This is a genomic window from Nonomuraea spiralis, from assembly GCF_014648435.1.
GTDB classification, from domain to species: Bacteria; Actinomycetota; Actinomycetes; order Streptosporangiales; family Streptosporangiaceae; genus Nonomuraea; species Nonomuraea spiralis.
The window spans coordinates 120,218-146,187 of the sequence record NZ_BMRC01000022.1 but is presented as its reverse complement, the minus strand read 5'-3'; the positions used below and the strand labels follow the sequence as shown (position 1 = coordinate 146,187).

23 protein-coding genes are annotated in these 25,970 nt (G+C 69.5%); 13 read left to right on the top strand and 10 right to left on the bottom strand.

Annotated elements, in window-relative coordinates:
* The first annotated feature begins 140 nt into the window (after positions 1–140).
* The 3 genes from IEZ27_RS39055 (at position 141) to IEZ27_RS39045 (ending at position 6,035) form a co-directional block, all read left to right on the top strand.
* The gene (locus IEZ27_RS39055; RefSeq protein ID WP_229824747.1) at positions 141–2,120 is read left to right on the top strand and encodes a sensor histidine kinase; all 1,980 of its coding nucleotides are present in this window, start codon (positions 141–143) and stop codon (positions 2,118–2,120) included.
* Between the two features lie 323 nt (positions 2,121–2,443).
* Positions 2,444–3,940, top strand: a complete 1,497-nt coding sequence (locus IEZ27_RS39050; protein WP_189651874.1) for an IMP dehydrogenase — start codon at positions 2,444–2,446, stop codon at positions 3,938–3,940.
* A 1,102-nt stretch (positions 3,941–5,042) separates the two neighbouring features.
* Entirely contained in the window at positions 5,043–6,035 is a 993-nt protein-coding gene (locus tag IEZ27_RS39045; protein ID WP_189651873.1) for a helix-turn-helix domain-containing protein, read from the top strand.
* A 62-nt stretch (positions 6,036–6,097) separates the two neighbouring features.
* Here IEZ27_RS39045 and IEZ27_RS39040 read toward each other — a convergent pair whose 3' ends face one another.
* The 4 genes from IEZ27_RS39040 to IEZ27_RS39025 are packed head-to-tail and all read right to left on the bottom strand — an operon-like array spanning position 6,098 to position 9,421.
* The gene (locus IEZ27_RS39040) at positions 6,098–7,288 is read right to left on the bottom strand and encodes an ABC transporter permease (protein WP_189651872.1); all 1,191 of its coding nucleotides are present in this window, start codon (positions 7,286–7,288) and stop codon (positions 6,098–6,100) included.
* The gene (locus tag IEZ27_RS39035) at positions 7,285–7,947 is read right to left on the bottom strand and encodes an ABC transporter ATP-binding protein (RefSeq protein ID WP_189651871.1); all 663 of its coding nucleotides are present in this window, start codon (positions 7,945–7,947) and stop codon (positions 7,285–7,287) included. Before IEZ27_RS39035 ends, IEZ27_RS39040 begins: the two co-directional genes overlap by 4 nt.
* Entirely contained in the window at positions 7,944–8,969 is a 1,026-nt protein-coding gene (locus IEZ27_RS39030; RefSeq protein WP_229824746.1) for an efflux RND transporter periplasmic adaptor subunit, read from the bottom strand. Before IEZ27_RS39030 ends, IEZ27_RS39035 begins: the two co-directional genes overlap by 4 nt.
* Positions 8,970–8,980: 11 nt before the next feature.
* Positions 8,981–9,421: a hypothetical protein gene (locus IEZ27_RS39025; protein ID WP_189651870.1), complete on the bottom strand. Its 441-nt coding sequence runs from the start codon at positions 9,419–9,421 to the stop codon at positions 8,981–8,983.
* A gap of 140 nt (positions 9,422–9,561) precedes the next feature.
* Here IEZ27_RS39025 and IEZ27_RS39020 point away from each other — a divergent pair, with 140 nt between their 5' ends.
* Both IEZ27_RS39020 and IEZ27_RS39015 read left to right on the top strand, forming a co-directional pair.
* Entirely contained in the window at positions 9,562–10,218 is a 657-nt protein-coding gene (locus tag IEZ27_RS39020) for a response regulator transcription factor (protein WP_189651869.1), read from the top strand.
* Positions 10,215–11,411 carry a sensor histidine kinase gene (locus IEZ27_RS39015; protein WP_189651868.1) on the top strand — a complete coding sequence of 399 codons (1,197 nt, stop codon included), beginning with the start codon at positions 10,215–10,217 and terminating at the stop codon, positions 11,409–11,411. The genes IEZ27_RS39020 and IEZ27_RS39015 overlap by 4 nt, the downstream gene beginning before the upstream one ends.
* Before the next feature lie 107 nt (positions 11,412–11,518).
* On the opposite strand, the gene IEZ27_RS39010 is transcribed toward IEZ27_RS39015, so the two are convergent.
* Positions 11,519–12,343 carry a hypothetical protein gene (locus IEZ27_RS39010; RefSeq protein ID WP_189651867.1) on the bottom strand — a complete coding sequence of 275 codons (825 nt, stop codon included), beginning with the start codon at positions 12,341–12,343 and terminating at the stop codon, positions 11,519–11,521.
* Between the two features lie 90 nt (positions 12,344–12,433).
* Between IEZ27_RS39010 and IEZ27_RS39005 the strand changes: the two genes are divergently transcribed.
* Positions 12,434–15,478: a tetratricopeptide repeat protein gene (locus tag IEZ27_RS39005; RefSeq protein WP_189651866.1), complete on the top strand. Its 3,045-nt coding sequence runs from the start codon at positions 12,434–12,436 to the stop codon at positions 15,476–15,478.
* A 118-nt stretch (positions 15,479–15,596) separates the two neighbouring features.
* On the opposite strand, the gene IEZ27_RS39000 is transcribed toward IEZ27_RS39005, so the two are convergent.
* A complete protein-coding gene (locus tag IEZ27_RS39000) occupies positions 15,597–17,075 on the bottom strand; it encodes an MFS transporter (RefSeq protein ID WP_189651865.1) in 1,479 nt (492 codons plus the stop codon).
* Between the two features lie 155 nt (positions 17,076–17,230).
* Between IEZ27_RS39000 and IEZ27_RS38995 the strand changes: the two genes are divergently transcribed.
* The gene (locus tag IEZ27_RS38995) at positions 17,231–17,803 is read left to right on the top strand and encodes a TetR/AcrR family transcriptional regulator (protein ID WP_229824745.1); all 573 of its coding nucleotides are present in this window, start codon (positions 17,231–17,233) and stop codon (positions 17,801–17,803) included.
* Between the two features lie 242 nt (positions 17,804–18,045).
* Here IEZ27_RS38995 and IEZ27_RS38990 read toward each other — a convergent pair whose 3' ends face one another.
* Positions 18,046–18,399 (bottom strand): cupin domain-containing protein, encoded by a 354-nt coding sequence (locus IEZ27_RS38990; RefSeq protein WP_229824744.1) that lies wholly within the window; start codon positions 18,397–18,399, stop codon positions 18,046–18,048.
* Between the two features lie 28 nt (positions 18,400–18,427).
* Here IEZ27_RS38990 and IEZ27_RS38985 point away from each other — a divergent pair, with 28 nt between their 5' ends.
* Complete coding sequence (locus IEZ27_RS38985) at positions 18,428–19,378, top strand: helix-turn-helix domain-containing protein (RefSeq protein ID WP_189651863.1); 951 nt, start codon at positions 18,428–18,430, stop codon at positions 19,376–19,378.
* 152 nt (positions 19,379–19,530) lie between these two features.
* Here the strand turns inward: IEZ27_RS38985 and IEZ27_RS38980 are convergent, their stop codons facing one another.
* Positions 19,531–19,818, bottom strand: a complete 288-nt coding sequence (locus IEZ27_RS38980; RefSeq protein ID WP_189651862.1) for a hypothetical protein — start codon at positions 19,816–19,818, stop codon at positions 19,531–19,533.
* Between the two features lie 178 nt (positions 19,819–19,996).
* Here IEZ27_RS38980 and IEZ27_RS38975 point away from each other — a divergent pair, with 178 nt between their 5' ends.
* Together IEZ27_RS38975 and IEZ27_RS38970 are read left to right on the top strand one after the other, a co-directional pair.
* Positions 19,997–20,509 (top strand): RNA polymerase sigma factor, encoded by a 513-nt coding sequence (locus tag IEZ27_RS38975; RefSeq protein WP_189651895.1) that lies wholly within the window; start codon positions 19,997–19,999, stop codon positions 20,507–20,509.
* Positions 20,506–21,426 (top strand): hypothetical protein, encoded by a 921-nt coding sequence (locus IEZ27_RS38970; protein WP_189651861.1) that lies wholly within the window; start codon positions 20,506–20,508, stop codon positions 21,424–21,426. The genes IEZ27_RS38975 and IEZ27_RS38970 overlap by 4 nt, the downstream gene beginning before the upstream one ends.
* A gap of 50 nt (positions 21,427–21,476) precedes the next feature.
* Here the strand turns inward: IEZ27_RS38970 and IEZ27_RS38965 are convergent, their stop codons facing one another.
* Together IEZ27_RS38965 and IEZ27_RS38960 are read right to left on the bottom strand one after the other, a co-directional pair.
* On the bottom strand, positions 21,477–22,589 hold the full coding sequence (locus IEZ27_RS38965) for a CU044_5270 family protein (RefSeq protein ID WP_189651860.1): 1,113 nt from the start codon (positions 22,587–22,589) through the stop codon (positions 21,477–21,479).
* The gene (locus IEZ27_RS38960) at positions 22,586–23,200 is read right to left on the bottom strand and encodes an RNA polymerase sigma factor (protein WP_229824743.1); all 615 of its coding nucleotides are present in this window, start codon (positions 23,198–23,200) and stop codon (positions 22,586–22,588) included. Before IEZ27_RS38960 ends, IEZ27_RS38965 begins: the two co-directional genes overlap by 4 nt.
* Positions 23,201–23,202: 2 nt before the next feature.
* Between IEZ27_RS38960 and IEZ27_RS38955 the strand changes: the two genes are divergently transcribed.
* The 3 genes from IEZ27_RS38955 to IEZ27_RS38945 are packed head-to-tail and all read left to right on the top strand — an operon-like array spanning position 23,203 to position 25,923.
* Positions 23,203–23,703 carry a DUF6653 family protein gene (locus tag IEZ27_RS38955; protein ID WP_125643581.1) on the top strand — a complete coding sequence of 167 codons (501 nt, stop codon included), beginning with the start codon at positions 23,203–23,205 and terminating at the stop codon, positions 23,701–23,703.
* A gap of 50 nt (positions 23,704–23,753) precedes the next feature.
* Positions 23,754–25,262 carry an MFS transporter gene (locus tag IEZ27_RS38950; RefSeq protein WP_189651859.1) on the top strand — a complete coding sequence of 503 codons (1,509 nt, stop codon included), beginning with the start codon at positions 23,754–23,756 and terminating at the stop codon, positions 25,260–25,262.
* Positions 25,263–25,296: 34 nt separating this feature from the next.
* Positions 25,297–25,923: a TetR/AcrR family transcriptional regulator gene (locus tag IEZ27_RS38945; protein ID WP_189651858.1), complete on the top strand. Its 627-nt coding sequence runs from the start codon at positions 25,297–25,299 to the stop codon at positions 25,921–25,923.
* The last annotated feature ends 47 nt before the right edge of the window (positions 25,924–25,970 follow it).

Below are 25,970 nucleotides of genomic sequence, written 5' to 3'. Positions count from 1 at the left end.
GTCGCTCGCGTAAGTGTCCGGTCTTCTCCCGGCCGCTCAGGGGCGACGGGGTGGATCTCGGGGGAGCCGGGCAAGTCGGTGGGCTTCTCGCGGTGGTGGCGGCAGCAACGGCGGTCCTGCGGCGCTCGTAGGCTACGTGGGTGCAAACGTGGGCAAAGTGGACCGTCCTTCTGGTGCTGGCCGGGTTAGCAGGTGTCTACGCGATAGCCGGGTCACCCCTGGCCCTGGCGGTACTCGGCTTACAGGTGCTCTTCATCCGGCGCCGATCCTGGTGGTTGATCGCGCTGCAGGCCGCCGCCGCCTACGGTTCCGTGTTCGTGTTCGACACTTCGGTCGGCATCCTCGGCTTCGTCGCCGGCTCGCTGCTGCTGACCAGGTCCTGGCCGCTCGCCCTCGTGGTGACGGGCAGCGCGCTGCTGCTGGGACCGGCCGACCCGGTGATCAGCATGGTCCTGATCGCCCTGATCGTCTACGGCCTGGCCACGATGCTGGACCGGATCCAGGAAGTGACCGCCGCTCGTCTGTCGCTGGCGATGACCGCGGCGGCCGAGGAACAACTCCGCATCGCGGCGGAACTCAACAAGAGCCTCGGCGCCGCGCTCGACACGATCGCGGCCAGCGCCCGGAAGGGCACGCCTGACGTCGAATCGGCCCGGCACTCGCTGAGCGAGGCCAGAGCCGCCGCCGTCGGCTACCGCGCGATGTCGCTGGCCCCCGAACTCACCACCGCCAAGGGCATGCTGATCGCCGCGGGAATCGCCACCGACGTACGGATACGGCACACGGAACCGCTCGGCCCGGCCGGCGCGCTGCTGGCCACCGTCCTGCGCGAGGCCGTGACCGAGATCGTCCGGCGCCGCGCCGCCTCCCGCTGCGTGATCGAGTCCGCCACAGAAGACGGCACCGTACGGCTGAGCATCGCCCACGACGGCACCCCCAGCGCCACGGACGAATTCCTGGCCGATCTCCCCGCCCAGGTCGCGGCGGCCGGTGGCACGCTCACCACCGGCGTCGACGACAACGCCCAGGTCCTCGTGGAGGTGGCGCTGCCCGGCACCACGCTGCCGGACCCGCCCGCTCTGTCCAGCAAGCTGTCGACGGCGGTGCTCGCGGCGGTGCTGGTCGGGTTCTCGGCCAAGGCGTTGCTGCTGGCCGGCTCGTGGTGGCCCCTTCCTCTGCTGGTCGTCATCATTGTCATCCACCTGCGCTCGATCGAGGGCAGGCATCCGATCGCACTGATCGTCATGGGCGTGCTGACGCTAGCCCCGATTCCGGTGTTCGAGCAGGCCTGGCTGGTGACGACCGGGTTCCTGACCGGGCCGCTGCTGCTGGCCCTGCGGCTGAGAGCGGCGGTGCCGCTGGTGGCCGCCGTCATGGCGGTGGTGGGGGTCACCGGGCTGGTGATCGGCCTGCCGTACCCGCTGGTGGTGAACTACACGGTCAGTACGCTCGTGACGGGGCTGGTCATCTACGGGCTGTTCACGCTGGCGCGGCTGGACCGGGAGCTGAGCGCGGCCAGAGACGGGCTGGCCAGGTCGGTGGTGGTGGAGGAGCGGCTGCGGGCCGCGCGTGACCTGCACGACCTGCTCGGGCACACGCTGGCGGCGATCCTGCTCAAGAGCGAGCTGGCCAGGCGACTGGAACCCGAACGCGCCCGCGCCGAACTGGACGACGTGCTGGCCATGACCGAGCAGGCCATGAGCGACCTGCGAACCGTCTCCGGCGAGCGGGGGAGGTTGTCGCTGGCGGGCGAGGCGGACTCGGCGCGTTCGGTGCTGGCGGCCGCGGGTATCGAGGTCACGCTGGAACTCGGTCACGGCATGCTCGGTACCGAGGTGGAGACCACGCTCGGCGCCGTGCTGCGCGAGGCGGTCACCAACGTGCTGCGGCACAGCTCCGCCCGCCACTGCGCGATCAGCACGAACGCGCACGACGGCGAAGTACGAATGGCCGTACGCAACGACGGCGCGCAGGCCAAGCCGATCCGCCGCGGCTCGGCCGGGATGGGCAACCTGACCACGCGCCTGGCCGAGCTGGACGGGCGGCTGGACCTGGCCCGGGACGGCGAATGGTTCGAGCTGGCCGCGACGGTGCCGACGCGATCCTGGGTCCCCGCCTAGATCGAGCCCGCCTCGATGGCAAGGCGAGCGACATCGGCGCCGAGGAACCCTTCGGCAGCGATCCGCGCGCACCACACGGCCGGGCCGAGCACCTTCAGCAGTCCCCGGGGTGACGGCCACGATTGGTGCGTTGGCCGAGTTCATCGATATGGTGCCTGGTCACGACCGCACCCCGTTCGATCAACGGGCCGGTCAGGGCTCTTCCGCGGTCGGTGGCACCTCCACGGCTGCCTGGCTGATCTCTGCCTGCCCAGGGCCTCGGATGCGGGGGCGATCCTCACGGCGGGGCAGCCGGGCCCCGGCCGACGGGTCAGGAGGAACGAGTGGCACAGATCATCACCGAGGTCTCACGGACGTTCAACGAGTTTCTGCTCTTGCCGAACCGGACTCGCACCGACTGCTCGGCTGCGACGGTTGACCTGCGCACGCCCTTGGCGCGGCACATCGCGGGCGAGGAGTCGGCGATCGAGCTGCAGTCCCCGTTCACGTCCGCGATCATGCAGGCCGTCGGCACACCTGATCTCGCGATCGCGCTCGCGCGCGACGGTGGTCTCAGCTTCCTGCACCACAACCAGCCCATCGCGGACCAGGCCGCGGCGGTCCGCAAGGTGAAGAACTTCAAGGCCGGGTTCGTCACCAGCGACACCAACGTACGCCCCGACGACAGCCTGAGCGTCCTGGTCGACGTCATGCGCCACACCGGGCACAGCACCGCAGCGGTCACCCACGACGGGACCGCCACCGGCCGGCTGCTCGGCCTGGTGACCTCCCGTGACTTCCATCCCCAGCGTCATGATCTGGACGGACCGGTCAGCGGCCGGATGACCGCCATCGCCGACCTGGCCCATGCCGGGCCCGACATCACGCTGTCGGAGGCCAACGCGCGGCTGTGGGACGAACGGCTGGACTGCCTCCCGGTGCTGGACGCCGAGGGTCACCTGCAGCATCTGGTGTTCCGTTCCGACTACGCGGACAACAAGCGCTTCCCGAACCAGCTCGTGGACGCCGCCAAGCGGCTGCGCGTGGGCGCGGGCATCAACACCCACGACTATCAGGAGCGCGTCCCGGCCCTGCTGGAGGCGGGCGTGGACGCGTTGTGCCTCGACTCCTCCGACGGCTACAGCGACTGGCAGGCGCAGGCTCTGTCCTGGGTGAAGAAGCACTATCCGGAGGTCCCGGTCGGCGGCGGCAACGTGGTCGACGGCGAGGCGTTCACCTTTCTCGCCGAGGCGGGAGCGGACTTCGTCAAGATCGGGGTGGGTGGCGGCTCCATCTGCATCACCCGTGACCAGAAGGGCATCGGCCGCGGCCAGGCCAGCGCCGTGCTGGACGTCGCCGCGGCCCGGGACGCCTTCCGCGAACGCACCGGCGAGTACGTGCCGATCTGCTCCGACGGCGGGCTGGTGCACGACTACCACGTCGCCCTGGCACTGGCGATGGGGGCCGACTTCGTCATGATGGGGCGTTACTTCGCACGCTTCGACCAGGCGGCCGGCGCGAAGTTGCCCACCCGTGACGGCTTCGTCAAGGAGTACTGGGGCGAGGGCTCGAACCGGGCCCGCAACTGGCAGCGCTACGGCCAGGGAGGCCAGGGGCTGGTCTTCGAGGAAGGCGTGGACGGGTACGTCCCCTACGCCGGTGACCTCAGCGAAGGGCTCGCCCTTACCGTCGCCAAACTCAGGACCGCGATGGTCTCCTGCGGCTCCACCACCCTGGCGGAGTTCCGGTCCACGGCCAGGTTGACCCTCGTGTCGGACCAGAGCTTCCAGGAGAGCCACGCCAACGTCACCCTGCGGGACACGCCGGTGACGGTCTCCTGACAAGCCGTTGAGTCCGACGCGAAGACCACCGGCCGGAGGGGCCTGGAGGCAGCGGGGGCACTTGGTTCGGCGCGGTGCCGGTTGCGGAGGCGTTCGCAACCGGCCGCCTGTCACCTCTGCCCTGGGGCCGCCCTCGCACGATCGTTCTCGTGCGAAGGTCAGCGCTCAAGGGCCGGGTGGCCTACACCGTGAAGGGCTCATCAAGCTCAACACCCTGCTCGCCGACCGCCCGCACCTCAGCATCAACAGCAGGGGCAGCGCCAGGATGAGCATGAGACATCCCCCCGTCGACGGGGTTCCGCGGGCCTGTTCATTCAGCTTCGCCATCATGTGCTGCTGTGCCGGGCAGCCCGGAGTCACGACGTCCTCGTAGCTGAAGACGCGACAGGGCAGCCCTGTCATGAACTCGGGGTCGTACGGTCGTTGGCACATGGAGCAGATGGGGTCGCTCATCGTCCCTCCGGATGTCGCGAGGGTCAGCCTGCGTAGCGCGCCACGCCATGGCGAGCCCGCTGCAGTGCTGATCGCCTCTGATTTCCATCCTCGGGATGTTACGTTTCGCAACTCGTCCCGGTAACCCTTTTCCGAAACACCTGTCATGGAACGAATTCCAGGACAGATCGTTTCCGATTCGAAGAGTGCGGATCGCAGGATCGTCAACAAGCTCCACCATCGCGCATAGCGGCGGAGTCGCTGACATCCAGCGGTAATGCCCACTCTCGTGGCAGTTGGCACAACCGGCCGCCTCCTGCCAGAGTCCGAAGATCCCCGGCGCAGGAGCCTATCGGGCCATATCCGCCCGATCTTCCGCGAGTACTACGGCGCCCCCCTTCGCGCGGGCGGAGGTCTCCTCACCGAGGCGGACGTAGCGGCCGAGGCGTGCTCCAGCACTCGCCGCCCCAGTACATGTTCCTGATCTGGGCGGACGCGAAGTGCACGTGGTCGCGACCGGGGCCGTAGTTTCCGTTGTTGACGATGACGAAGAACCGCTTCCCGTCCGGAATCGGCCCAGGAATTCCGCCCTGAGTGGGAACACGCAGGTCAACGGCACTATCGATCAGACTTTGATCTGACTGTGATCTTGACGGGCGAAAATTGGATCATGAGCAAGGGGACCTTGCGGATCGTCTTCACCGGTGAGGACCTGGCCCGCGTGCGCATCGCCGGCCGGGCGGACATGATGTGGGAAATGGCGCTGAGCCTGCACATACTGCAGCGGCCGGGCGGGGTGCGCGCGCTGTCCGGCTGGCGGCGGCAGGCCCGCGCCGACCTGGCCGAGGCCGGGTTGCTCAAACCGGTACGGGAGCAGCTGGTGCAGCTGGTGCCGCTCGGGGCGTACTTCCCCGACTTCCTGACCCCGTACGAATCGATGAACGGGTTCCGGCAGGGCTTGGACGTCCTGACAGACACACCGTCGGCGCGGGTGCGGCACGAGGTCGACCAGTTGCGCCGGCACGCGCCGGTGCCCGCGACGCTGGACGACCTGGCCCGCGGCAACCGCCGGTCCATCCGCGGCCTGGCCCGGTTGAGCGAGCGGTACTGCCAGGTCGCCTTCGGCTCCCGCCGTACCGACATGGAGGACACCCTGGGACGTGAGCGCGCCAGACTGACCCGCCTGCTCACCGACCAGGGCGTGGAGGCGATGCTCGCGAGCCTCGGGCCGTCGATGCGGTGGCGGCCCCCAGTGCTGGAGGCCGACTACGCCCCCGGCCGGTACGAGATCCACCTGCAAGGACGCGGCCTGACGCTCATCCCCTCCTACTTCGGGCGGTTCACGCCGGTCGCGATGGCCGATGTCAGCCTGCCGCCCGTCCTGGTGTTCCCGATCCCGCACGAGACACCCGACCCCGATCCCGACGACGCGCTGCCCGACCTGCTCGGCGCCACCCGGGCCCGCGTCCTGCGCTGCATCGCCGCCACCACCGGCTGCACCACCAGCGAACTCGCCCGCAGGACCGGCGCCTCGCTGTCATCGGCCAGCGCGCACGCCCAGGTGCTCCAGCGGGCCGGGCTCGTCACCAGCACCCGGCACGCCAACATGGTCATCCATCAGATCACCCGACTGGGCGTCGGCCTGCTTCACCGGCGGCAGTGACCCGCATCCACGTCGAGTGACGGCTCGCCTGCCCGACGTACCAAGGTCTGCCGGTCATGGTGTCAGCTGGATGCCAGGGCCACTGTGGGAGGCAGGTGGGAGGCCCTGATCGCCGGGTAGATCCCGGCGATCGCGCCGACGGCCAGCGTGGCGGCGAAGGCGCCGGCCAGCACCCACGCGGGCACCGTGGGTGGCCAGCCCTGCCACAGCGCGTACCCGGTGGTCACCAGTCCGCCGAGCGCGAGCCCTGCCACTCCGCCGAGCGCCGACAGCAGCAGCGACTCTGTCAGGAACTGGATTCTGATCTGCCCGCGTGTGGCGCCCAGCGCGCGACGTAGCCCGATCTCTTTGCGGCGCTCCAGCACCGAGATCACCATCGTGTTGGCCACGCCCACGCCGCCGACGAGCAGTGCGACTGCGCCGAGTCCGAGCAGGAGGTTGGTGAAGGTGCCCGCAGCGGCCGCGCGGGCGACCAGCGCGTCCGACGGGCGGGAGACCGCGATCTCGTACGGTCGCTCCGGGCTGACCGTCCGCGCGAGCATGCCTGCGACCTGCTCCACCGATTCCTCGCTCGACCGCTCGTACACGGTGGTGGGGTGACCGTCGAATCCGAGCCGCTCCTGCGCGACCGGGAATCCGATCAGCGCGGCACGGTCGATCTCCGGGGCGAGCGGCATCGAGGCGAGGATCCCGGTCACGGCGAACCACCGGTCGCCCACCCACACCTGCACTCCGGTACGGCCGACGCCGAGCCGCTGGGCGGCGACCGAGCCGAGGACGACGGCGGGCTGACGGGCGATCGCCTCGTCGAACCAGCGTCCGGCGCCCATGTGTCCATCGAGTGTGCTCAGCAGGTCCAGGGAGGTGGCCTGGACGGTCAGCCCGCCGGTGTCCTCCTTGGGGATACGGTCGGTCCTGCGGACGCTCGCGTCCACGGTGCCGGTGACACTGGCGTCGGTGACGCCGGAGATCCTGCGGACCATGAGCGCGGCGTCCGGATGCAGCTTGACCGGGTCGCCCATGAGCGCCTTGCCGGGTTCCACCCGCAGCAGGTTGGTGCCGAGCTGATCGAGCTGACGCAACAGCTGCTCCTGGCCGGACGCCGAGATGCCGATCACCGAGATCATCGTCGCGATGCCGATGGCGATGCCGAGCGCGGACATCACCACGCGCGATGTTCTGGCCCGCAGGCCCGCGGCGCCGACCCTGGCCACGTCGCGTGGCCGCAGGCGGGCGGGTGCGAGCGAGGTCATGCGTCCTCCCCGATGCTGCCGTCCTGGATGCGGACCCGTCTCGGGCACCACTGAGCGATGTCCATGTCGTGAGTGATCATGACGATGGTGGTGCCCGCAGTGTGCAGCTCGCGCAGGATGGCGAGCACCTGCCGGCCCGAGGCGGAGTCGAGGTTGCCGGTGGGTTCGTCGGCGAGCAGCAGCGGCGGGTCGCCGACGACGGCTCGGGCGATGGCCACGCGCTGCTGTTCGCCGCCGGACAGCTGGTGCGGACGGTGGTCCAGCCGGTGAGCGAGGCCGACGCGTTCCAGCGCCGCCCGGGCGCGTTCGCGGCGTTCGGCCAGTGGACGTCCCGCGTAGAGGAGGCCGTCAGCGACGTTGTCGAGGATCGGGATCCCAGCGGCCAGGTGAAACTGCTGAAAAACGAAGCCCAGGTGCAGCGCGCGCAGGGCGGACAGCTGACGATCGGTCAGCGTGCTGACGTCGTGCCCGGCGACGCGGACGGTGCCGGATGTGGGGCGATCCAGGGTGCCCAGGAGGTTGAGCAGCGTCGACTTGCCCGATCCGGACGGGCCGATGATGGCCAGCAACTCTCCCTCGGCGACCTTCAGGTTCACGCCACGCAGCGCTTCGACAGTGTCGTTGTGGCGTTTCCTGACGTTCTCGACCTCAATGATCATGTGGCCGGCACCCCGACCTTCATGCCCGGTTCCAGCCCAGGGCCGAAGATCTCGACACGCCCTCCGCCGTACGCACCGGTCTTGACCGGGACCACGCGGCCACCGATCTCCACTCCATAACCGCCGTCGGCGGTGGCCAGCAGCGCCTCGACGGGGACGCTCAGGACGTTGCGCCTGCTGATGCTCTCCAGCAGCACGGTGACGGGCGTCTGGTCAGCGAGCCCACTCTTGATCCTGGCGAGCCGGACGCCGACGTCGATGGTGGCGTCGCCCTCGCGCGACGTGGCCACCGCACCGACCGTGACCAACTTCCCGGCGACCGTGCCGCCGCCGGGCAGCTCCACCTTCACCATGGCGCCCTTCCTGGCCAGCGCAAGGTCGGCGACGTCGAGGTCGAGGTGGACGAGGCGATCGGTGCCGGTCACCGTGAACACCTGGCGGCCGGGTGAGACGCTGTCGCCGACTGCCACGTCCGCCTTCGCGATTCTGATCTTCGATGGCAGGAACACGACCTGCTCGGCGTCCACGACTCCGGTCTGCGGGAGGCCGGCGCGCTTCTGCCATGCCCGTACGGCACGAGCGGTGGCCCACGAGAACCGGTCGTCGATGGTGACGTCCTTGCCGTGGCCGAGCGCTTTCAGCGCCTTCTCCAGCTGGCGGACGTCGGGCCCGTCCTTGACGCCCTGGCGGAGCGGCCGGTAGAGCGGCAGCTTGCCGTACATCAGCACGACGGGCTTGCGGTCCACGCGATAGAGCGCCTGACCCTGACGCAGGACCCGGCCAGGGGCGGCCACCGCCGTGATCGTCCCGGCGATGTGACCGCGCACGGCCTGCTCTCCGGTGAAGGTGATCTTGCCGGAGAGCGAGGTCGTGTCGGTCAGGCCACCCCGGACGATGTCCGCCGTGGCCTGTGGTGGCGGCGAAGCGGCGGCCGTGTCGCTCTTGCCGCCCATGGACAGGGCGGCGGCGGTTCCCGTCACCACAACCGCGGTGGCGGCCAGGCCGACGAGCATGCGCTTCATCTCTGTTCCTTTCATCGAGGCAGCAGGTGACGGCACTCGTTCTGCGCCTTCTCGAAGGCCGCGCGGTCCTTGTCGTTGACGTTGACCTGGTAGTTGCCGGTCTTGGGGTCGGGGTCGTGAACCTGCATGCCGCGCTCTCGCATGCACTTGGCGAACTTGGTCACGGCGTCGATGTAGGCGGCGTCGACCTTCTTGGCCAGCCCCCCGGCCTCCCGCCACTTGGCGCAGGTCTGCTGGGCCTTGTCGAAAGCGGCGAGGTCCTTGATGGTGTAGCCCTCATCGCCGACGGTGTCCGGAAAGTCGTCGACGCCGTTGTCGCGTACGCACTGGGCGAACTTCACCTCGGCATCGGAGGCGTAGAGCGACTGCTGGGCCTGGGGTGAGGCCTGCGTGCCGCCTCCGGAACACGCGGTGGCCAAGGCGAGCAGGAGCAGGGCGGTGAGCTTCTTCATGGATCCCCTCGATCCGGCTGACGGTGAATGCGAGTTGAGTAGATCCAGATCGCCCTAACATCGCAGTTACACAATCGTGTTATGTCGGGGTTATGCCGCATTCGGCAGGTTTGGCAGCTCCAGATGAAAGAGGGACTCTCTTGCGCGTGTTGATCGTCGAGGACGAGGAGATGCTCGCGGATTCGATCGCCGAAGGGCTGCGTGCCGAGGCGATGGCCGTGGATGTCGCCTATGACGGGGAGAGCGCGCTCGAACGGCTCGGCGTCCACGACTATGACGTGCTCGTCCTGGACCGCGACCTGCCTGGCGTGCACGGTGACGACGTCGCCAGGACAGTGGTCGGATCGGAATGCGCTGTGCGCGTTCTCATGCTCACTGCCGCCGCGGACGTACCGTCCAGGGTCTCGGGGCTGTCGCTGGGCGCCGACGACTACCTCATCAAGCCGTTCGCCTTCGATGAGCTGCTGGCCCGCATCCACGCACTGGGCCGCCGCGCCTCGCGCGCCGCCCCGCCGCAGCTGGAACGCTCGGGGATCCGGCTCGACCAGGCCCGCCGCGAGGTCTACCGCGACGGGCGCCACGTCGCGATGGCCCGCAAGGAGTTCGCCGTGCTCGCCGAGCTGCTGAAGGCAGGTGGCACCGTCGTATCCGCAGAGGAACTGCTGGAGAAGGCCTGGGACGAGAACGCCGACCCCTTCACCAACACCGTGCGGGTGACGATGATGCGCCTGCGCCGCAAGCTGGGCGAGCCTCAGGTCATCGAGACCGTCCAGGGAGTGGGGTACCGGATCCCGTGAAGCTGTCCGTCCGCCTGCGGCTCACGCTGCTGTACAGCGGAATCTTCTTCATCGCAGGCCTGCTGGTGCTGGGCGTCAGCTTCCTGATCGTCCGGGGAATCCTGGACGACACCCGCCTCAGGCTGCAGGCCGCCCCCGAGTTCCTGCCCAGCCACGCCGTCCTGGAACCGAGCGGAAAGGTGGTGCTGGTCAAGGTCTCCAAGCGGGACGTGCTCAACGCCCAGCAGAACTACGAGCAGGCGACGATGACCCGCTTCCTCCTCCAGGCCGGGCTGGTCGTCGTCCTGCTGGGGGCACTCGCCACGATTGCGGGCTGGGTGGTGAGCGGGCGCGTCCTCAAGCCCCTCTACCAGGTCACCGACACCGCGCGGCGGGTCGCCCACGGCCACAACCTCGCCGAGCGCATCGCCTACGCCGGCTCCAACCATGACGTGAAGGACCTGGCCGACACCTTCGATCTGATGCTCGCCCGCCTGGCGCACGCCTTCGACGTGCAGCAACGGTTCATCGCCAACGCCTCGCACGAGCTGCGCACCCCCCTGGCGATCAACCGGACGCTGGTGGACGTGGCTCTGCGCAGGCCCGACGCCACCCCTGACGCCCAGCGGCTCGGCGAATCACTGCTGGTCGTCAACACCCGGCACGAGCGTCTCATCGACGGCCTGCTCGCGCTGGCCGAGAGCGACAGGCCCGTCCTGGAACGCCATCAGCCCGTGGACCTGTCCGAGGTCGCCTCCCACGTTGTCGACCACGCCGGCGAGGAGGCCGACGCCAAGAGCATCGTCCTGCACCAGGCGCTGGCGCCCGCGCCGAGCAAGGGCGATCCCGTCCTGCTCGAACGGCTGGCGCAGAATCTCGTGGAGAACGCCATCAGGCACAACTTCCAGGGCGGCGAGGTCTGGGTGACGACCAGGCTGAGCGACGGCGAAGCGGAGCTGTCCGTGGCCAACAGCGGCCCGGTCGTGCCCGCCTACGACCTGGAAACGATCTTTGAGCCGTTCCGCCGCCTGCGAGCCGACCGGGTGCGCTCCGACCGCGGCACCGGGCTGGGCCTGTCCATCGTGCGTGCCACCGCCCGAGCCCATGGAGGCACGGTGGTGGCCGAACCACGCGAAGAAGGCGGGCTGACGGTGACCGTGCGCCTGAAACTTGCGCCGGCCCCGGTTCTCCGGGAAGACGACTTCGGAGACTGACACACGTCCCGCCAGGTAGCTTCACCATCGAAATACGATTCGCTCGGCCCATCCATACCTGGGAGCGGGTGCCTGTCTCGTTCGTGGTGGATCGGCATCGGCAGGGCTCAGTCGTGGAAGCGGCCCTCGCGCGTGTACGTGCAGGAAAGGTAGCCAGGGTCGGAGCCCCAGGTGTCGTCCTGGATGATCCTGCGGTAGCGGTTGACGATGCCCTTTTCGACGTGCTGCTCCTGCCCCGGGTACACCAGGGTGTCACTCTGCTCCGCCCACTTGCTGAGGAAGTTGTTGAAGTAGAAGAGCCGATGGTGGGCGGCGATCTGGGGCGGGTTGCCGGCCGAAAGACAATTGACGAGCCAGCTGTCGGCCTTCACGTACTTGCCGCCGTAGCTGGAGGAGTAGGAGTCCCTGGGCAGCATGCCGGGGTGGCCCACGTCACGCCAGTGGTACCAGGGGTAGTAGGTCTTGTTGCAGTTGACCGCGCCGGACATGGTCGGGACCGCGGGGGTGGCGAGGCCGTCGACCTCCACCGGTTCCTTGGTGACCGTCCGGCGCCGCAGCTCAGCCGGCAGGGGCTTGGTGCCATGGGCCTCCACCAGCCGCTGCGGGACCGCGACCGAGACCGGGGTGATCTTCAGGTAGGTCTCGAGAAAGCTGTCGCCACTGTCGCGGGCGAACAGGCCGGAGCGGCCGATGAAGGCGGTCTGGACGATGCCCACGTCGCCGGAGGGCCGGCTGTCGTTGAACTCCACGGTCAGCCCGTTGTCGTAGCGGAGCATCGCGAGCTTGACCTCGGTCTCCGCCTCTTCGGCGATCGGCGCCGCCCTCAGTTCTTCCGCTGTGGGCTCGCTCATGGCCTTCGTCGTGGCGGTGGCCGGGGCGTTGAGCAGGAGGACGCCGGCGCTCGCCGCGAGCAGGGCTGGGATGACTCTCACGATCTTCTCCTCGCTGTTCGGGACTGAGAACGACGGTAGGAACGGTCCTTTCAGTTGCCTTAAAGTTCAGCTCGGCAGATACTTCTCGCTGTGACGGCGACCGAGCCTCTGCTGCCACGAGAACAACTCACCGCCCTTTTCGATCAGGTCCCGCGACACCGGCTCACCGTGGTGACCGCGGGCCCGGGCGGCGGTAAAACCTCGGCCGTACGCGGCTGGACGCGGGCCCGGCCTGATCATCCGGTGGCGTGGCTGACCTGGGCTGACGACGCCACCCTGATCGAAGAGAGCTGCCAGGCCCTGGGCGCGCCGGCCGGATGGATCCGCACCGCCGGACTCGCCACCGAGCTGGCCGCCGCCGTCTCCCGGCCGATCATCCTCGTCATCGACGAGGTGGAGCGGATCGAGCCGGGCACCCCTGGGGCGCGCCTGCTCGAAGAGTTCTGTCACCACGGCGGCGACGACCTTCACCTGGTGTTGATCTCACGCTCCGCGGTGCCCTTCCCGATCCAACGCCTGCGCGGCCTGGGCCATGTCTTCCAGGTGTCGGCGGAACAGCTGGCCTTCACTCCCGCCGAGACTCGTTCACTCTCCTCGATCGTTCTGGGGTCGGACGACCTGGCGGAGGAGGTTCACGAGCTCACCAAGGGGTGGCCGGTCGCCGTACGGCTCACGCTGAGCTGGCTGAGCGGCCTGCCCTTGTCGGACCGTTCCAAGCGGATCGCTGCCACGCCGCTGTTCGACTATCTGGTCGAGGAGGTGGTGAAGGATGAGCACGAGGAATTCCTCCGCACGACCGCTCGGCTGCCGTGGTTCACTGACGAGCTGTGCCAGGCGATGGGGATCAGCGTCTCCCGCGAGGAGCTCCGCGCTCTGGCCGCTCAGCACATCCTGATCACGCCCTGCGATCAAGGTTATGTGGTGTCGACCTTGGCCCGGGAGTTCATGGGTGATGTCGGCCGGGTGCCGGTGGCGGCCCATTGGTATGAGTCGCATGGGTTTGTCCGGGAGGCGCTGGCGGTTTGTGACGAGCCCGGCCATCGGGTGGCGATGATCGAAAGGTGGCATGCATCGCTGCTTGCCGAGGGGCACGCGGCTGAGCTCGTACGGGCTTGCGTCGCCGTACCGGAGAAGTCGCGGACGTGTGCCGTGGATCTGGCCGAGGGGCAGGCCCGCCAGGTCCAGGGGGACTGGGCCGGTGCGCTGGAGTGCCTTCGCCATGTCGATGCCACTGACCCCGCGGTGGCTTGGCGGATGGGGATGATCTATTACCAGCGGGGGGACTACAAGGCGGCGTTGTCGACTTTTGAGCTGGCCGGCGGCTTCGACAGCTCGGCGTTTCCGTTGCCCTCCTCCGACCGGGCGATGTTGCTCGCCTGGTCCGCCAGCGCTCGCTGGTTGGTCGGCGAAAGCGTGGAGGCGACCCAGCTGGCCGAACAAGCCCTGGCGATGGCCACCCTCTGCCAGGACGAACGCGCTGCCGCCTGCGCCCACACCGCGCTGGCCATGGTCACCCACGACGCCGGCGACGGGGCCGGAAGCGAACGGCACAGCGCCCTCGCTCTCGCCGCCGCGGAGAGCTCAGGAGACCTGTTGTTGTCCGCCCGCGTCCTGGCCAACCGCGCCGCGAGCCGCGCGGAGGAGGCCCGCTACGAAGAGGCCATCGCCGACTCGGACCTCTCAGCACAGCGAGCGGACCTGGTCGGGGCCCCCGTCCAAACCGCGATCGCCCTGCACAACCGTGCCGAGGCACTCATGGGCCTGGGCAGACTAGACGAAGCTCTGGCCGACTTCCGACGGGCCCGCGACATCTTCAGCCGGGTGGGCAGCGACAAGCTCGGCCACCCACTGGCGGGGCTCGGCAAGGTCTATCTGGAGCGCGGAGAGCTGATGCATGCCCGAATCAGCTTCGAAAACTCTCTGAAGCATGCCGAACAACTCCAGAACGCCCATCTGACCCAGACAGCCCTGGCCGGACTGGCCCGTGTCCACGCGGTCGACGATCCGGCGCTGGCCGTACAACTGGCCGAACGCGCGGTCGCGGCAGGTGGCGGCTCCAGTCGGGTGGACGCGCTCCTGGCCGCCGGCTGGGTCTGGGCAGAGACCGGCGACCGGACCAAGGCCGGCGCGTACGCCCGATCCGCCCACGAGGCGGCCGTCAGCCGCCGCGACCGGGCCAAGATGGCGGAAGCCCTGGAACTGTCGGCCTTCACTGTGGCCGAATCCCCTGGCGAGCGAGCGGACCTGCTGGCGTCCGCAGCGGAGACCTGGGCACAGATCGGCAGCCCTGTGGACATCGCTCGTAACGCCTTCGCCCGGGCGCGGCTCAACGGCTCCGGCCTCGACGAGGCGGAGCAGGAGCTCCGCCGCGCCGGCATCCGCGGGCCGCACAGCTCCGGCGCCGGCCTGCTCCGCGCGACCACGCTCCTCGACCATGACGCTGTGCGGTTCTGCGTGCTGGGCGGAGTACGGCTCAGCCGCTGCGGCAGCGCTGTCGAATGGCAGTCCCGTAAGGCGCGCGACCTGCTGACCTGGCTGGCGTGCCAACGCGGCCGCACTGTCGCCCGGGAGGCGGCGATGGAGATCCTTTGGCCGGGCGAGGAGCCCGCGTCCTGCTCCAACCGGCTTTCGGTCGCTCTGTCCACTGTGCGCTCGGTCCTGGATCCACAACGGAAGTTCGGCCCGGGGGAGTTCGTCCGCGCCGACAAGTACAGCATCCAGCTGGTCGGACTCCGTACCGACGTCGAGGAGTTCCTCTCCGCTGCCGCCGAGGCGCTCGCCTCCGAAGACGAGGATCTCCTCGTCGCGGCTGAAGCTCGCTACACCGGGGACGTCTGTGAGGACTCTCCTTATGCCGAGTGGCTGGAGCCTCTTCGTGAAGAGGCTCGCGCCGTACACCAGGCCCTGCTTCGCCTACTGGCCTCACTCGCGGAGGAGGCCGACGACCCCGACAGAGCGGTTCGCTACCTGCTTCGGCTGCTCGAACGGGATGCCTACGACGAGGCGGCCCACCTGGACCTGGTCCGAACGCTGACCGGAGCTCGCCGCCATGGTGAGGCCCGTAGACGCTACCGGCTCTATGCCGAGGCGATGAGAGAACTCGACGTGGAACCGGCCCCGCTCAGCCTCACATGAGCACAGAAACGGGAAGCGGCCCCCGAAGGGATCGCTGTTCCAGCCGCACTTATCGATCTTTGATACGGCAGCTCCCGTCAGGCGCGCGGTGACGCGGTCCGACGGGGCGCTACGGGGGTCAGCCCTGCGGTGCCGCCTTGGGGCGCAGCCTGCGGGCGATCAGCATGCCCGCGACGGCGAGCAGGCCGGTGAGGACGAAGACGCCCAGCAGTGCGGTGCGGGTGGAGCCGCCGTAGTTCTGGGCGAACGCGATGGCCGCGCCGCCGAGCCCGGCGATCACACCGGTCGCCAGGGTCTGGGCGAGCTGCAGCGCGCCGCTGGCCTCACCCTGCTGCTCCGGCGGGGCCTGCTCCAGGGTGTCGGTGGTGGAGGCGTTGAAGCCGAAACCCATGCCGAGGCCGCCGATGGCCCATCCGACCAGGGCGATCCAGGAGGGGAGTGCGCTGGTCAGGATCGTCGACGCGATCAGCACGACGCCCGCCAGCAGGACGGCGAAGCCCAGCACGGTGGAAGCCGTGCGCGTGCCGTTCTTCCCGTTGTCCCGCTTGGCCTGCAGTCCTGCGCCGACAACCCACGTGATGGCTCCGGCGGACAGTCCCAGACCGGCCAGTGTGGTGCCCATGCCCCGCAGCTGCTGCAGCCCGAGGGGCAGGAAGGCTTCACTGCCGAAATAGACACCGCACAGCAGGCCACGGACGACGACACCCGCACCGAGGCCGGCCCGGGCGCTGAGGGTGCCTTCCGGGGTGACCCGGCGCAGCGCGGGCACAGCAACGGCGACACCCGCCAAGGCCAGCACGATCATCAGGACGAGGTTCTTCAGCAGCAGCGCCTGGAGCAGTACGCCGGTGCCCACGGTGAGCAGGATCGCGCTGGCCAGCGGACGCTTCCACCACGGAGTCGCCGGGGCCGGGACGGTGGCCGCTGCTTCCACGCGGTGCAGGCGGCGCAGGCCGGGCAGGGTGAGCAGCGCGGCCACCGCGGCGATCGGCAGCATGAGCAGGAAGACCGAGCGCCACGTGATCTGGTCGGCGAGGATGCCTGTGACAGCGGGGCCGACGAGGGAAGGGATCGTCCAGGCCGAGGACAGCAGGGCGTACATCCGGGCCCGCAGGCGCTCGGGGTAGGCAAGTCCGATCATGGTGTAGGCCATGGACATGACCGCTCCTACGCCCAGGCCCTGTCCGAAGCGGCCCACCAGGAACAGCGGCCAGGAGGGTGCGGCACCGGCCACCGCGCAGGCCACTGCGAAGACGAGCATGCCCAGGGCCATCGGACGCCAGGGGCCCCGGCGGTCGGCGGCGCGCCCGGCGAGCACGGTGCCGATGATGTTGGCGAGCATCAGCGCCGACAGGCCCCACCCGTAAGCGCCCAGGCCGTGGAGGTCCGCCGCGATGCCGGGCAGTACGGTCGCCACCCCGAGGGACTCGAACGCGACCATGCCGACCGACAGCAGGACGCCGAGGGTGAGCGCGCGGTATGCGCCCGAGAAGACACCCTCCTCACCGGCTCTGTTGTCTGCGGGGGGAGAGGGCGGGGCGTCTTCGGGGGCGTGCGCGGGGTCGCTGCCCGTCGCGTCGGCGGAGGTGTGGGACATGGAGGAGGCTCCTTGAAGGTTTCGTTCCGTTCCGTATCGGAACGTAAATGCATGCTACCTATACTTGGCGCATGGGCAATACCAGGAGCGACGGAGGAAGAGCCGGGGCCCGCCAAGCCTCCGGCAGGCCGCGGGACACCCGGATCGACGAGGCCGTGCCCGAAGCGGTGATGGAGATCCTCAACGAGGTCGGTTACGGCAGCCTCACGCTGGAGGCGGTGGCCGCCCGCGCCGGTACGAGCAAACCCGCGCTGCGTCGCCGCTGGCGCTCCCGCCAGCACCTGGTCGTGTCGGCTCTGGCCCGGACCATCGGCACCACGCCGACCCCCGACACCGGCTGCACCCACTGCGACCTCATCGCCGGTATCGGCACCCTCAGCGAGGCCTTCACCAGCACCGTGGGCCGAAGAGCGCTGCCGGGGCTCGTCGCGGACCTCGCCGACGACCCCCGACTGGAGAAGGAGTTCATGGACACCTTCTTCCGTCCGCGCCGCGCCACCACTGTCGAAGCGCTGCGTCGCGGCATCGACCGGGGTGACATCCGACCCGACGCTGACATCGATCTTCTGCTGGACATGCTTGCGTCGACCACGTACTACCGCGTGCTCTTCGGGCACCTGCCCATCACGCCGGAACTTGCCGAAGACGTCGTATCGGTGGTCATGGCGGGCGTCGCCACCAAGCAGTGGCGTGACGAGCACGGCCCCTCATGCGACGTGTCAGGGTGACGTCGGGGTGTCGAGGGCCAGGCCGGCAGCAGGGACACCGGCCGAGACCGGCTTGTCGGGATCGAGGTAGCGGTAGACGGTGCCATCAACCCGGAACAAGCCGAGCAGGCCAGGGCCGCTTCCCCTTCGGGCGGGTCGTCGGCGGACGGGGTGATCAGGCCGCCGAGGTGTGTGCGTCGCGTGAGTGACGGCAGGTCATGGGCGAATCCATGCAGGTGGGCGGCGCCGTTGATGGTGCGAGGTCAGATGCTGCCCTTGCGTTCGATGACCAGGATCCGCGCCTCCCGCACAGGGTGCGCGACGTGTTCGTCGCCTGGTTCGGCGTAGCAGATACGGCCGGGTGTGAGCCGTTCGACGTGTTCCGCCCCGTCGCGTCGGTAGTGCATGTCGACCGCGCCGTCCAGGATGACGAATACCTCCGGACCGTCGTTGACGTGCCAGATGTAGGGCTGGTCGGTCCAGTGCAGCCGTACGGTCGCCCCGTCGATCTGGGTGATGTCGTGAGCGCCCCATGGTCGGTCGGCGGTATAGGAGGTGGCGTCGAAGAACAGCATGGAGTCAGCCTGCTCCGGCACGGCCGGGGGCGCCAGTGGCATCAATGCCCATGTTCGCAAGAATGCTGCCATGCATCGTGTCGTGGCCGTCGTGCTGCCGGAAGTGGTGGCGTTCGACCTGTCGATCCCCGCCGAGGTCTTCGGCGACAAAGAGCACTACTCCTTCGCGGTCTGCGCCCAGTCGCCCGGTCCGGTGCCATCGACCTCCGGCTTCGACGTGTACGCCTCCCAAGGACTGGACGCCCTCGCCACCGCGGACACTGTCGTCGTGCCGGGTTACGCCCCGCTCGACGACCCGCCGTCACCCGTGCTCGCCGCGCTCCGCGCCGCGGCGGAGCGTGGGGCTCGGGTGGTGTCAGTGTGTACGGGAGCGTTCGCGCTGGCCGCTGCCGGCCTTCTCGACGGCCTGCGCGCGACCACGCACTGGATGGACGCCGCCGAGCTCGCGACCCGGCATCCCGCGGTCGACGTGGACCCTGACCTGCTGTACATCGACCACGGAAGGATCGCGACCAGCGCCGGTTTCGCGGCGGGCATCGACCTCTGCCTCCACCTCGTACGTGCCGACCACGGCGCCGAGACCGCGGTCCAGGTCGCGCGGCGCCTGGTCGTGGCGCCGCACCGCGAGGGGGGCCAGGCGCAGTTCCTGCGACGTCCGTTGCCGGCGGACGGGGGCGGGATGGCTGCCGTGTGCGCCTGGGCCCTGGACCGGTTGGGCGAGCCCCTCACCGTCGCGGACCTCGCCCGCCGGGCGCAGTCGTCACCTCGTACGTTCGCCCGGCACTTCGTGGCCGAGACCGGCACCACCCCGCTGCGCTGGCTGACCGCGCAACGCCTTCTCGAAGCACGGCGGCTCCTGGAGAGCACGGACCTGCCCGTTGACGAGGTGGCCCGCCGATGCGGGCTGGGCACGGCCGCCAACCTGCGCCTGCACATGTCCCGGGACGCCTCCACCTCGCCCGTCGCGTATCGCCGCGCCTACCGTGGCCGGTCGACCGCGTACCCGACACGATCGGCGTGACGGGGCGCTGGTTCACGCGATCACGGCCACTCCATCCAGCTCACACATGGCTGGACCGGGGTGAAGGTGGGCGACCGGTCGCCGGTTGCCGGCGGGCGCGATCCCACGTTCGCCGGCCGCGCCCGCCACGGCTCCATGCTGAGCGACGACGACTAGCAGTAGTAGATACCGACCCCCGGCCTGCTCCAGCTCTTGCTGCCGTAGTTCCAGTCAGTCGTGTGGTTGCCCAGGAGGGTCTTGGGGCCGGCGTCGATCCAGTAAGGGATGTCGACGCAGACGGTCTTGACGGCGGTGCAGTAGTTGTTCAGCCGTACCCAGTACTCGCCGCCCGAGTCGGTCCACCACCTCTCGTGTTCGACGTTGCAGGCGCTCTGGGACGCGGTCGCAGAGGCGCTGGCGGAGGCGCTCGGGGCGACGGCGAAGGCGGCCAGCGCTCCCACGCCACACCAGACAAACGTGATCGCGGTACTGGTGGACGCCGGCGGCGGCAGGCCCGCGCTGACCTCGCCGAGGTCGGGTTGCTCACACCGGCGCGCGACTCCTCATCGTCACCTGCAACACGCCGAAGCGGGCCGGACACTTACCAAGGTGTCCGGCACCTCTTCGCAGGGAGATTTTGTGACACATCAAGATCGCTTCGAGGCGATCTATGACGCGTACTATCCGGCCATTCATCAGTACGCCGCCCGCCGCATCAGTTCGGCCGACGACACCGCCGATGTCATCTCCGAGACGTTCCTCACCGCCTGGCGGCGTATCGACGATGTGCCCGATGGGGAGCGGGCGCTGTTGTGGCTGTACGGCGTGGCCCGTCGCGTACTGGCCAACCAGCATCGCGGCGCCTCGCGCAGAGCGGTGCTCGCCGACCGTCTCCGTGAGGAGCTGGTCGCCGACCGGCCGGTTACACCGGTCGACCTTGAGCACGTCCGCGCCGCCTTCGACGACTTACCCGAGAGGGATCGCGAGGTGCTGGCGCTGGCCTGCTGGGAGGGCTTGACCAGCAAGCAGATCGCCAAAGTCATGGGATGTACGGCCATCGCAGCTCGTACGCGGCTGCATCGGGCACGCAAGCGGCTGGCAGCGGGGCTGGAACAGCCTACGTTCTCGATCATTTCGATGGGGGAAGCATGAGCGACATCGACAACCTGGTGAGGGCCATCGATCTTGCCCCGCACGCGCCGGATCCGGGGCCTGGCGCGCGCGAGCTGCGTGCGGAGATCATGGCGACGCCGGTTCCGCAGCGACGGCTGTCCCGGCTGTCGCGGTTGCTGGGAGGCGGAGCTCCTGGGCTGCGGCGTGCCCGCCGGCCCGTTCTGGCCTCGGCGGTCACCGCGGCGGCTGTGGCCGTCGCGATCGGCGTCGGCCTGCCTTCTGGCGGCCCGGCGACCGAGTATGCCAACGCGGCGGTCTCCATCAAGAAGGCCGACGGCTATTTCAGCTTCACCATCACCGACCTCGCAGCTGATCGCCGGCGCTTCGAGGAGGCGTTCGGCGCGGTCGGGCTGAACGTCTCGGTGAAGGTCATTCCGGTGGCGCCGGGCCAGGTCGGTGAGCTGTTCGGCCCGATCGCGCCGGGGGGCTTCAAATGGCGCGGGAGCATGGGGGTGCAGCGGGTGACACCTTGCGCGTCGGCATTCTGCGGCAAGGTCTGGATGCCTTCGGACTTCCCCGGACGCATCGTCTTCGGAATCGGCCGCCCCGCCAAGCCGGGCGAGCCCTACGCGGACGACAGTCCCTACGACCCCTCCGGGGAGGAATCCCTGAACGGCTACAAGACGCAGGGCAAGACGGTCAAAACCGTGCGTGCCGAAGTGCGGCGACGCGGATTGAAGGTCGGCTATCGCCTGCTGTGGAACCTCCCCGACGGCGGCTTCTTCGACCAGCCGGTCTCTGCGGGCCGGATCAAGGATGACTGGATCGTCAACGGATCCCGCGATCACAGCTCCGACACCGTCGACCTGTACGTCATCCCCGGCCCTGGCGCCGGTCCCGCCCCCGACCCGCTGAAGGTCGCCACCCTTCAGTGGTACGACGACCTCACCGACTGAGAATCAGCCAGGTCGACCGCGGGCCGAACTCGAGAGGATGCGGGCGCACGTCAGCAGAACATCGGCTTCCCGGCGTCCTTCGGGACCTCCGGCATGGAGTCGACGACCTTCACGGTCATCACCGCCATGCTGCCGCTCGGGACCTCCTTGACCTGTCCGCCCTCCTGCCGGCCGATCCAGCTCCGGTATCCGAGGAACCGGTACGTGGCCCGCTCGAAGATGAGCTCCCCGCGCTCCCAGCCGTCGGGGCTCTCGAACTTGAGCGAGGCGCCCACTCCGTGGCGTCCGGCGGTGTCGGTGAGGTCGGGGACGACGGTCACGTTCGGCAGCTTCGACAGCGCGCCGAAGACCGTCGACCTGGTCCGGGAGGGGATGAGCGGGGTCTCCGCCAGCTTGAGCAACCGGCTCGCGACGACCTTCGCGACCCGCATGTCGATCTCGTTCTGGCCCAGGGTCGTCTCTCCCCGCCTGAGCTGGTCGGACCGGACGAACGCCGCCGCGTCCTGGCGGATCTTCGCCAGCAGCCGATCAGGGTCGGCGGGAAGATCGGCGACCTCCGGAGGCAGGCCCAGGGGGTCCTCGGGGCACTGCCCCGCGCGCTGGTACTCCACTGTTCCGGGCGATTGCACGTGCTTCGGGCTTCCTCCGCTGATGACGGATGTCCGCCCGTACGTCGAGCGTGTCAGGGCGGCCCTGCCGGGATCCCCGGCGGGCATCCAGATCTCTCGCCGCAGGTCCTGGCGGTACTCGCCTTCGGAGCCGCCGGCGAACGTGACGGTCTTCTGGTCGACGTAGAAGTACTGCCCCGGCCCGGGCTGTAGGCCCTCCCGCGCCGCGACAGAGGCCGCCTGCTGGAGCAGCTCGGCGGCACTGGCCGGGGTGGTCCCGAACGGAGCGGAGCCGTCTCCGCCGCGTACCACGATCATTCCTGCGGTCACCGCCGCCGCGAGGCCCAGGGCCGCGCCGGCCTTCAGCGCCGGCCGGCCGCCCAGGAAACCGCGAGCAGGCCGCTGAGGTGACCGCGCCGGCTGACGGTGGCCGCTGCCGGCCCGTTCCGCATCGACCTCTTGGGCCACCAGTACCCATGCGCGCGCGGTCACCTCGGGCCCGGGGCCGGGCAGGTTGTCGTGGTGGGCCTTGAGCGCTTCGAGTTCGTTCGTCACAGTGCCTCCCCGGCGGGACCGATGATCTTGCGGAGCTTCTTGCGGGCGCGGTTGAGACGTGAGCCCACCGTTCCCTGAGGTATGCCGAGGGCATCGGCGACCTCGTCGTAGCTGAGCTGGGCGCAGGCGACCAGCAGCAGGACGTCCCTGTCCCCGGCCGAGAGCCGGGCGAGGCCGGTAGCCAGCCGCGGCTGCATCACGGCCGCGGAGACCCGTTGCGCCACGCGTTCGTCGTGGCTGTCGATCTCCGTGGCGTCGGCGCTTCTGGCTAACGCCCGATATCTGCGTGCCTCGCCGCGATGGTGCTCGGCGACCAGGTTGGAGGCGATGCCGTACAGCCAGGGGCGGGCGCTGGGGCAGGTGAGGTCGAAGCGGTTCCGGTCGCGGAAGGCACGCAGGAAGGTCTCCGCGGCCAGGTCGTCCGCGGCCGGCTCACCCAGGCGCAGGTGGACATAGCGGTGGATGGCCGCGAAGTAGCGATCGAAGACGGCGCCGAAGCGATCGGGGTCACGCCGCGACGCCTCTATGTGTAATTTGAAAACAAAATTCCAACCTGGTTTTATGGATGCAGGGCCGGGAGGTTCCCGGCGAACCCCCCTCTGAAGGAGCAATCATGAAGCTCACCCAGGCCGCCGCCGCGACGTTCGGTCTCAACGACGACTCCTGGAAGCGGCACGCCAACGCCTGGAGTGTGTGGACCCGGATGGCCGGCCTGGCGCCGATCCTGCTGCCGATCTACTTCCGCGACGCGCTCGGCTGGTGGGCGCCGGCCCCGATCGCGGCGGGCGTGATCTGGATGTGGCTCAACCCGCACGCGTTCAAGCCGGTCTACGAGCCCCGGAGCTGGGCGGAGAAGGGCATCTACGGCGAGAAGATGTACGCCGCCGACCACTCGCTGGCGGCCGAGGCGCACCGGCCCGCACTCCGGTGGCTGATCGCCATGGCCGCCCTCGGCGCCGCGATCATGGTGTACGGCCTGGTCCGCGTCGAGGCCTGGCCGGCCGTCTTCGGCTGGGCGCTGATCTTCATCTCCCAGCTGTGGCAGATCGACCGCTTCGTCGCCATCTACGAAGAAGGGCTGCGCCGGGCCGCCGCCGACGGCAACGCCGAATGACTCCCACCCGCGACCGGAAGGCCGTACCGAAAGAAGATGAGAGACCAGCCATGCACACCCCTGGGACGGCGCATCCGCGCCGCTGGTGGATCCTGGCAGCACTCTGCCTGAGCCTGCTCGTCCTGGTGATCGACAACACCATCCTCAACCTGGCGATCCCCTCGCTGATGAGCGAGCTCGGCGCCTCCCCGCAGGACATCCAGTGGATCATCAGCTCCTACACCCTCGCCTTCGCCGGCCTGCTGCTGACCGCGGGCGCGCTGGCCGACCGCTACGGCCGCAAGCGCATGCTGATCATCGGCCTGAGCGTATTCGCGGTCGCGTCGCTGCTGGCGTCCATGACGACCGCGCCGGGCGTGCTCGTCGCCGCCAGGGCGCTGATGGGGGTCGGCGGATCACTGGTCATGCCGACGACCATGTCCATCCTGGTCACCGTGTTCGACGCCGAAGAGCGGCGTAAGGCCATCGCCGCCTGGAGCACCGTGTCGTTGACCGGCATCCTGATCGGGCCGTCGCTGGGCGGCTTCCTGCTCGATCACTTCTGGTGGGGCTCGGTGTTCCTGGTCAACGTGCCCGTCGCCGCCGTCGCGATCGCCGCCGCGGCGTGGCTGATGCCCGAGTCCACCGGTGCGGCCGGCCGTACCGACGTGGTGGGCGCGGTGCTGTGCACCGTGGGGATGGTGGCCGTGGTGTACGCGATCACCGCCGCGTCGGAGCACGGCTGGGGCGGCCTGGTCCCCACCGGCGTGCTGGTGTCCGGGCTCGTGGTGATGGCCGCGTTCGTGGTCTGGGAGCTGCGTACGCCTGCGCCGATGTTGCCGCTGCGCATCTTCCGCGACCGGAACTTCACGGGCGGCACCTTCTCGGTGATGTTGCTGGCGTTCGCGGCGGCGGGCATGATGCTGGCCCTCACCCAGTACGTCCAGCTCGTGGTGGGCTACGGGGTGCTGCGGGCGGGCCTGGCGCTGCTGCCGTTCGCGGCGGCCTCGGCGGCGTTCAACATGGCCGGGGCGACGCTGGGACGCCGCTTCAGCAACCGGGCCATGGTCACGACCGGCATGCTCATCACGGCCGCCGGCTTCGCCTTGCTGTGGTCGCTGACCCCCGGCAGCGGCTACCCGCTGCTCGGCGCGGCGCTGGTGGTGATGGGCATGGGCGCCGGGCTGGCCACCCCTGCCGCGGTCACCGCGCTGATGGGCGCGATCCCTCCCGAGGAAGCGGGCGCGGGCTCGGCCATGAACAGCACCATCTCCCAGGCGGGCAGCGCGCTGGGCGTCGCGGTGCTGGGCAGCGCCCTGACCGCCGGGTATCTGAGCCGGCTGCCGGCGCAGGCGCCTGCGGCCGTTCGGGAGTCGCTGGCCGGCGCGGTCGCCGTCGGCGACCCGCAGTTGCTCGCCGCCGCGCGGGCGGCCTTCACCGGGTCGATGTCCGTCGGCATGGCGATCGGCGCGGCCTTGTCGACGGCGGCCGCCGTGCTCGCCTTCTCCCTGCTGCGCGCCAAGCCCGCCGCCGTCCAGGTGGCCGAGCCCGCGTCCGTACGGACACGTGAAACCATATGAACGATCTGTTCGCTTGAAGGAAGGATCGCCTCCGATGCCGCCCGCGTTCACCGTCGAGGAAAAGACCCGCATCACCGCCCTGCTCCGGGAGGCCGGACGGAAGCTGTTCACCAGCCAAGGGCTGCGCAAGACCTCGCTGGAGGAGCTGATGGCGCCCACCGGAGTGGCCAAGAGCAGCTTCTACGTGTTCTTCGACTCCAAGGAGGCGCTGTATCTGGAGTTGATGCTCCAGCAGGCGGGCGAGGTCAAGCGCAGGGTCATCGACGGCGCGCTGCTGAGCACCGACGACCCACGCGAAGGGCTGCGCCGCTTCCTGCACGCCACCATCGAGGAGCTGGCCGACAACCCGCTGTGGCGCCGCCTGATGACCCATCCGGAGGAGATGCAGGCCGTGGCCCGCAAGCTGGATCCCGAGCGGGTCGCCGCCATGTCCGACAACCCCTCCACCGCCCTGGTCGAGTACGTCGCCGCCCACCGGGCTCAGGGCGAACTGGTCGCCGTCGAACCCGCCGTCATCATCGGCGTCCTGCAGTGTGTGCTCCTGGTGCCGATGTTCGGCGAACGGCTCGGCGACCCCGCCCACCACCCCAAGATCCTCGACCTGCTCATCGACATCGTCGCCGCGGGCCTCACCAGGGCGGACCCGGCCGCGGGCCACTAGGCAGGCGAGTCATGGTCCGGCAGATCATGAGGACGACGCCTCCGTCA

Bases quoted from the DNA above. Each gene is read 5' to 3' on its own strand.
- IEZ27_RS39045 (WP_189651873.1), top strand. From the start codon at position 5,043: ATGAGCAAGGGGACCTTGCGGATCGTCTTCACCGGTGAGGACCTGGCC.
- IEZ27_RS39040 (WP_189651872.1), bottom strand. From the start codon at position 7,288: ATGACCTCGCTCGCACCCGCCCGCCTGCGGCCACGCGACGTGGCCAGG.
- IEZ27_RS39035 (WP_189651871.1), bottom strand. From the start codon at position 7,947: ATGATCATTGAGGTCGAGAACGTCAGGAAACGCCACAACGACACTGTC.
- IEZ27_RS39030 (WP_229824746.1), bottom strand. From the start codon at position 8,969: ATGAAGCGCATGCTCGTCGGCCTGGCCGCCACCGCGGTTGTGGTGACG.
- IEZ27_RS39025 (WP_189651870.1), bottom strand. From the start codon at position 9,421: ATGAAGAAGCTCACCGCCCTGCTCCTGCTCGCCTTGGCCACCGCGTGT.
- IEZ27_RS39000 (WP_189651865.1), bottom strand. From the start codon at position 17,075: ATGTCCCACACCTCCGCCGACGCGACGGGCAGCGACCCCGCGCACGCC.
- IEZ27_RS38990 (WP_229824744.1), bottom strand. From the start codon at position 18,399: ATGCCACTGGCGCCCCCGGCCGTGCCGGAGCAGGCTGACTCCATGCTG.
- IEZ27_RS38985 (WP_189651863.1), top strand. From the start codon at position 18,428: ATGCATCGTGTCGTGGCCGTCGTGCTGCCGGAAGTGGTGGCGTTCGAC.
- IEZ27_RS38970 (WP_189651861.1), top strand. From the start codon at position 20,506: ATGAGCGACATCGACAACCTGGTGAGGGCCATCGATCTTGCCCCGCAC.
- IEZ27_RS38955 (WP_125643581.1), top strand. From the start codon at position 23,203: ATGAAGCTCACCCAGGCCGCCGCCGCGACGTTCGGTCTCAACGACGAC.
- IEZ27_RS38950 (WP_189651859.1), top strand. From the start codon at position 23,754: ATGCACACCCCTGGGACGGCGCATCCGCGCCGCTGGTGGATCCTGGCA.
- IEZ27_RS38945 (WP_189651858.1), top strand. From the start codon at position 25,297: ATGCCGCCCGCGTTCACCGTCGAGGAAAAGACCCGCATCACCGCCCTG.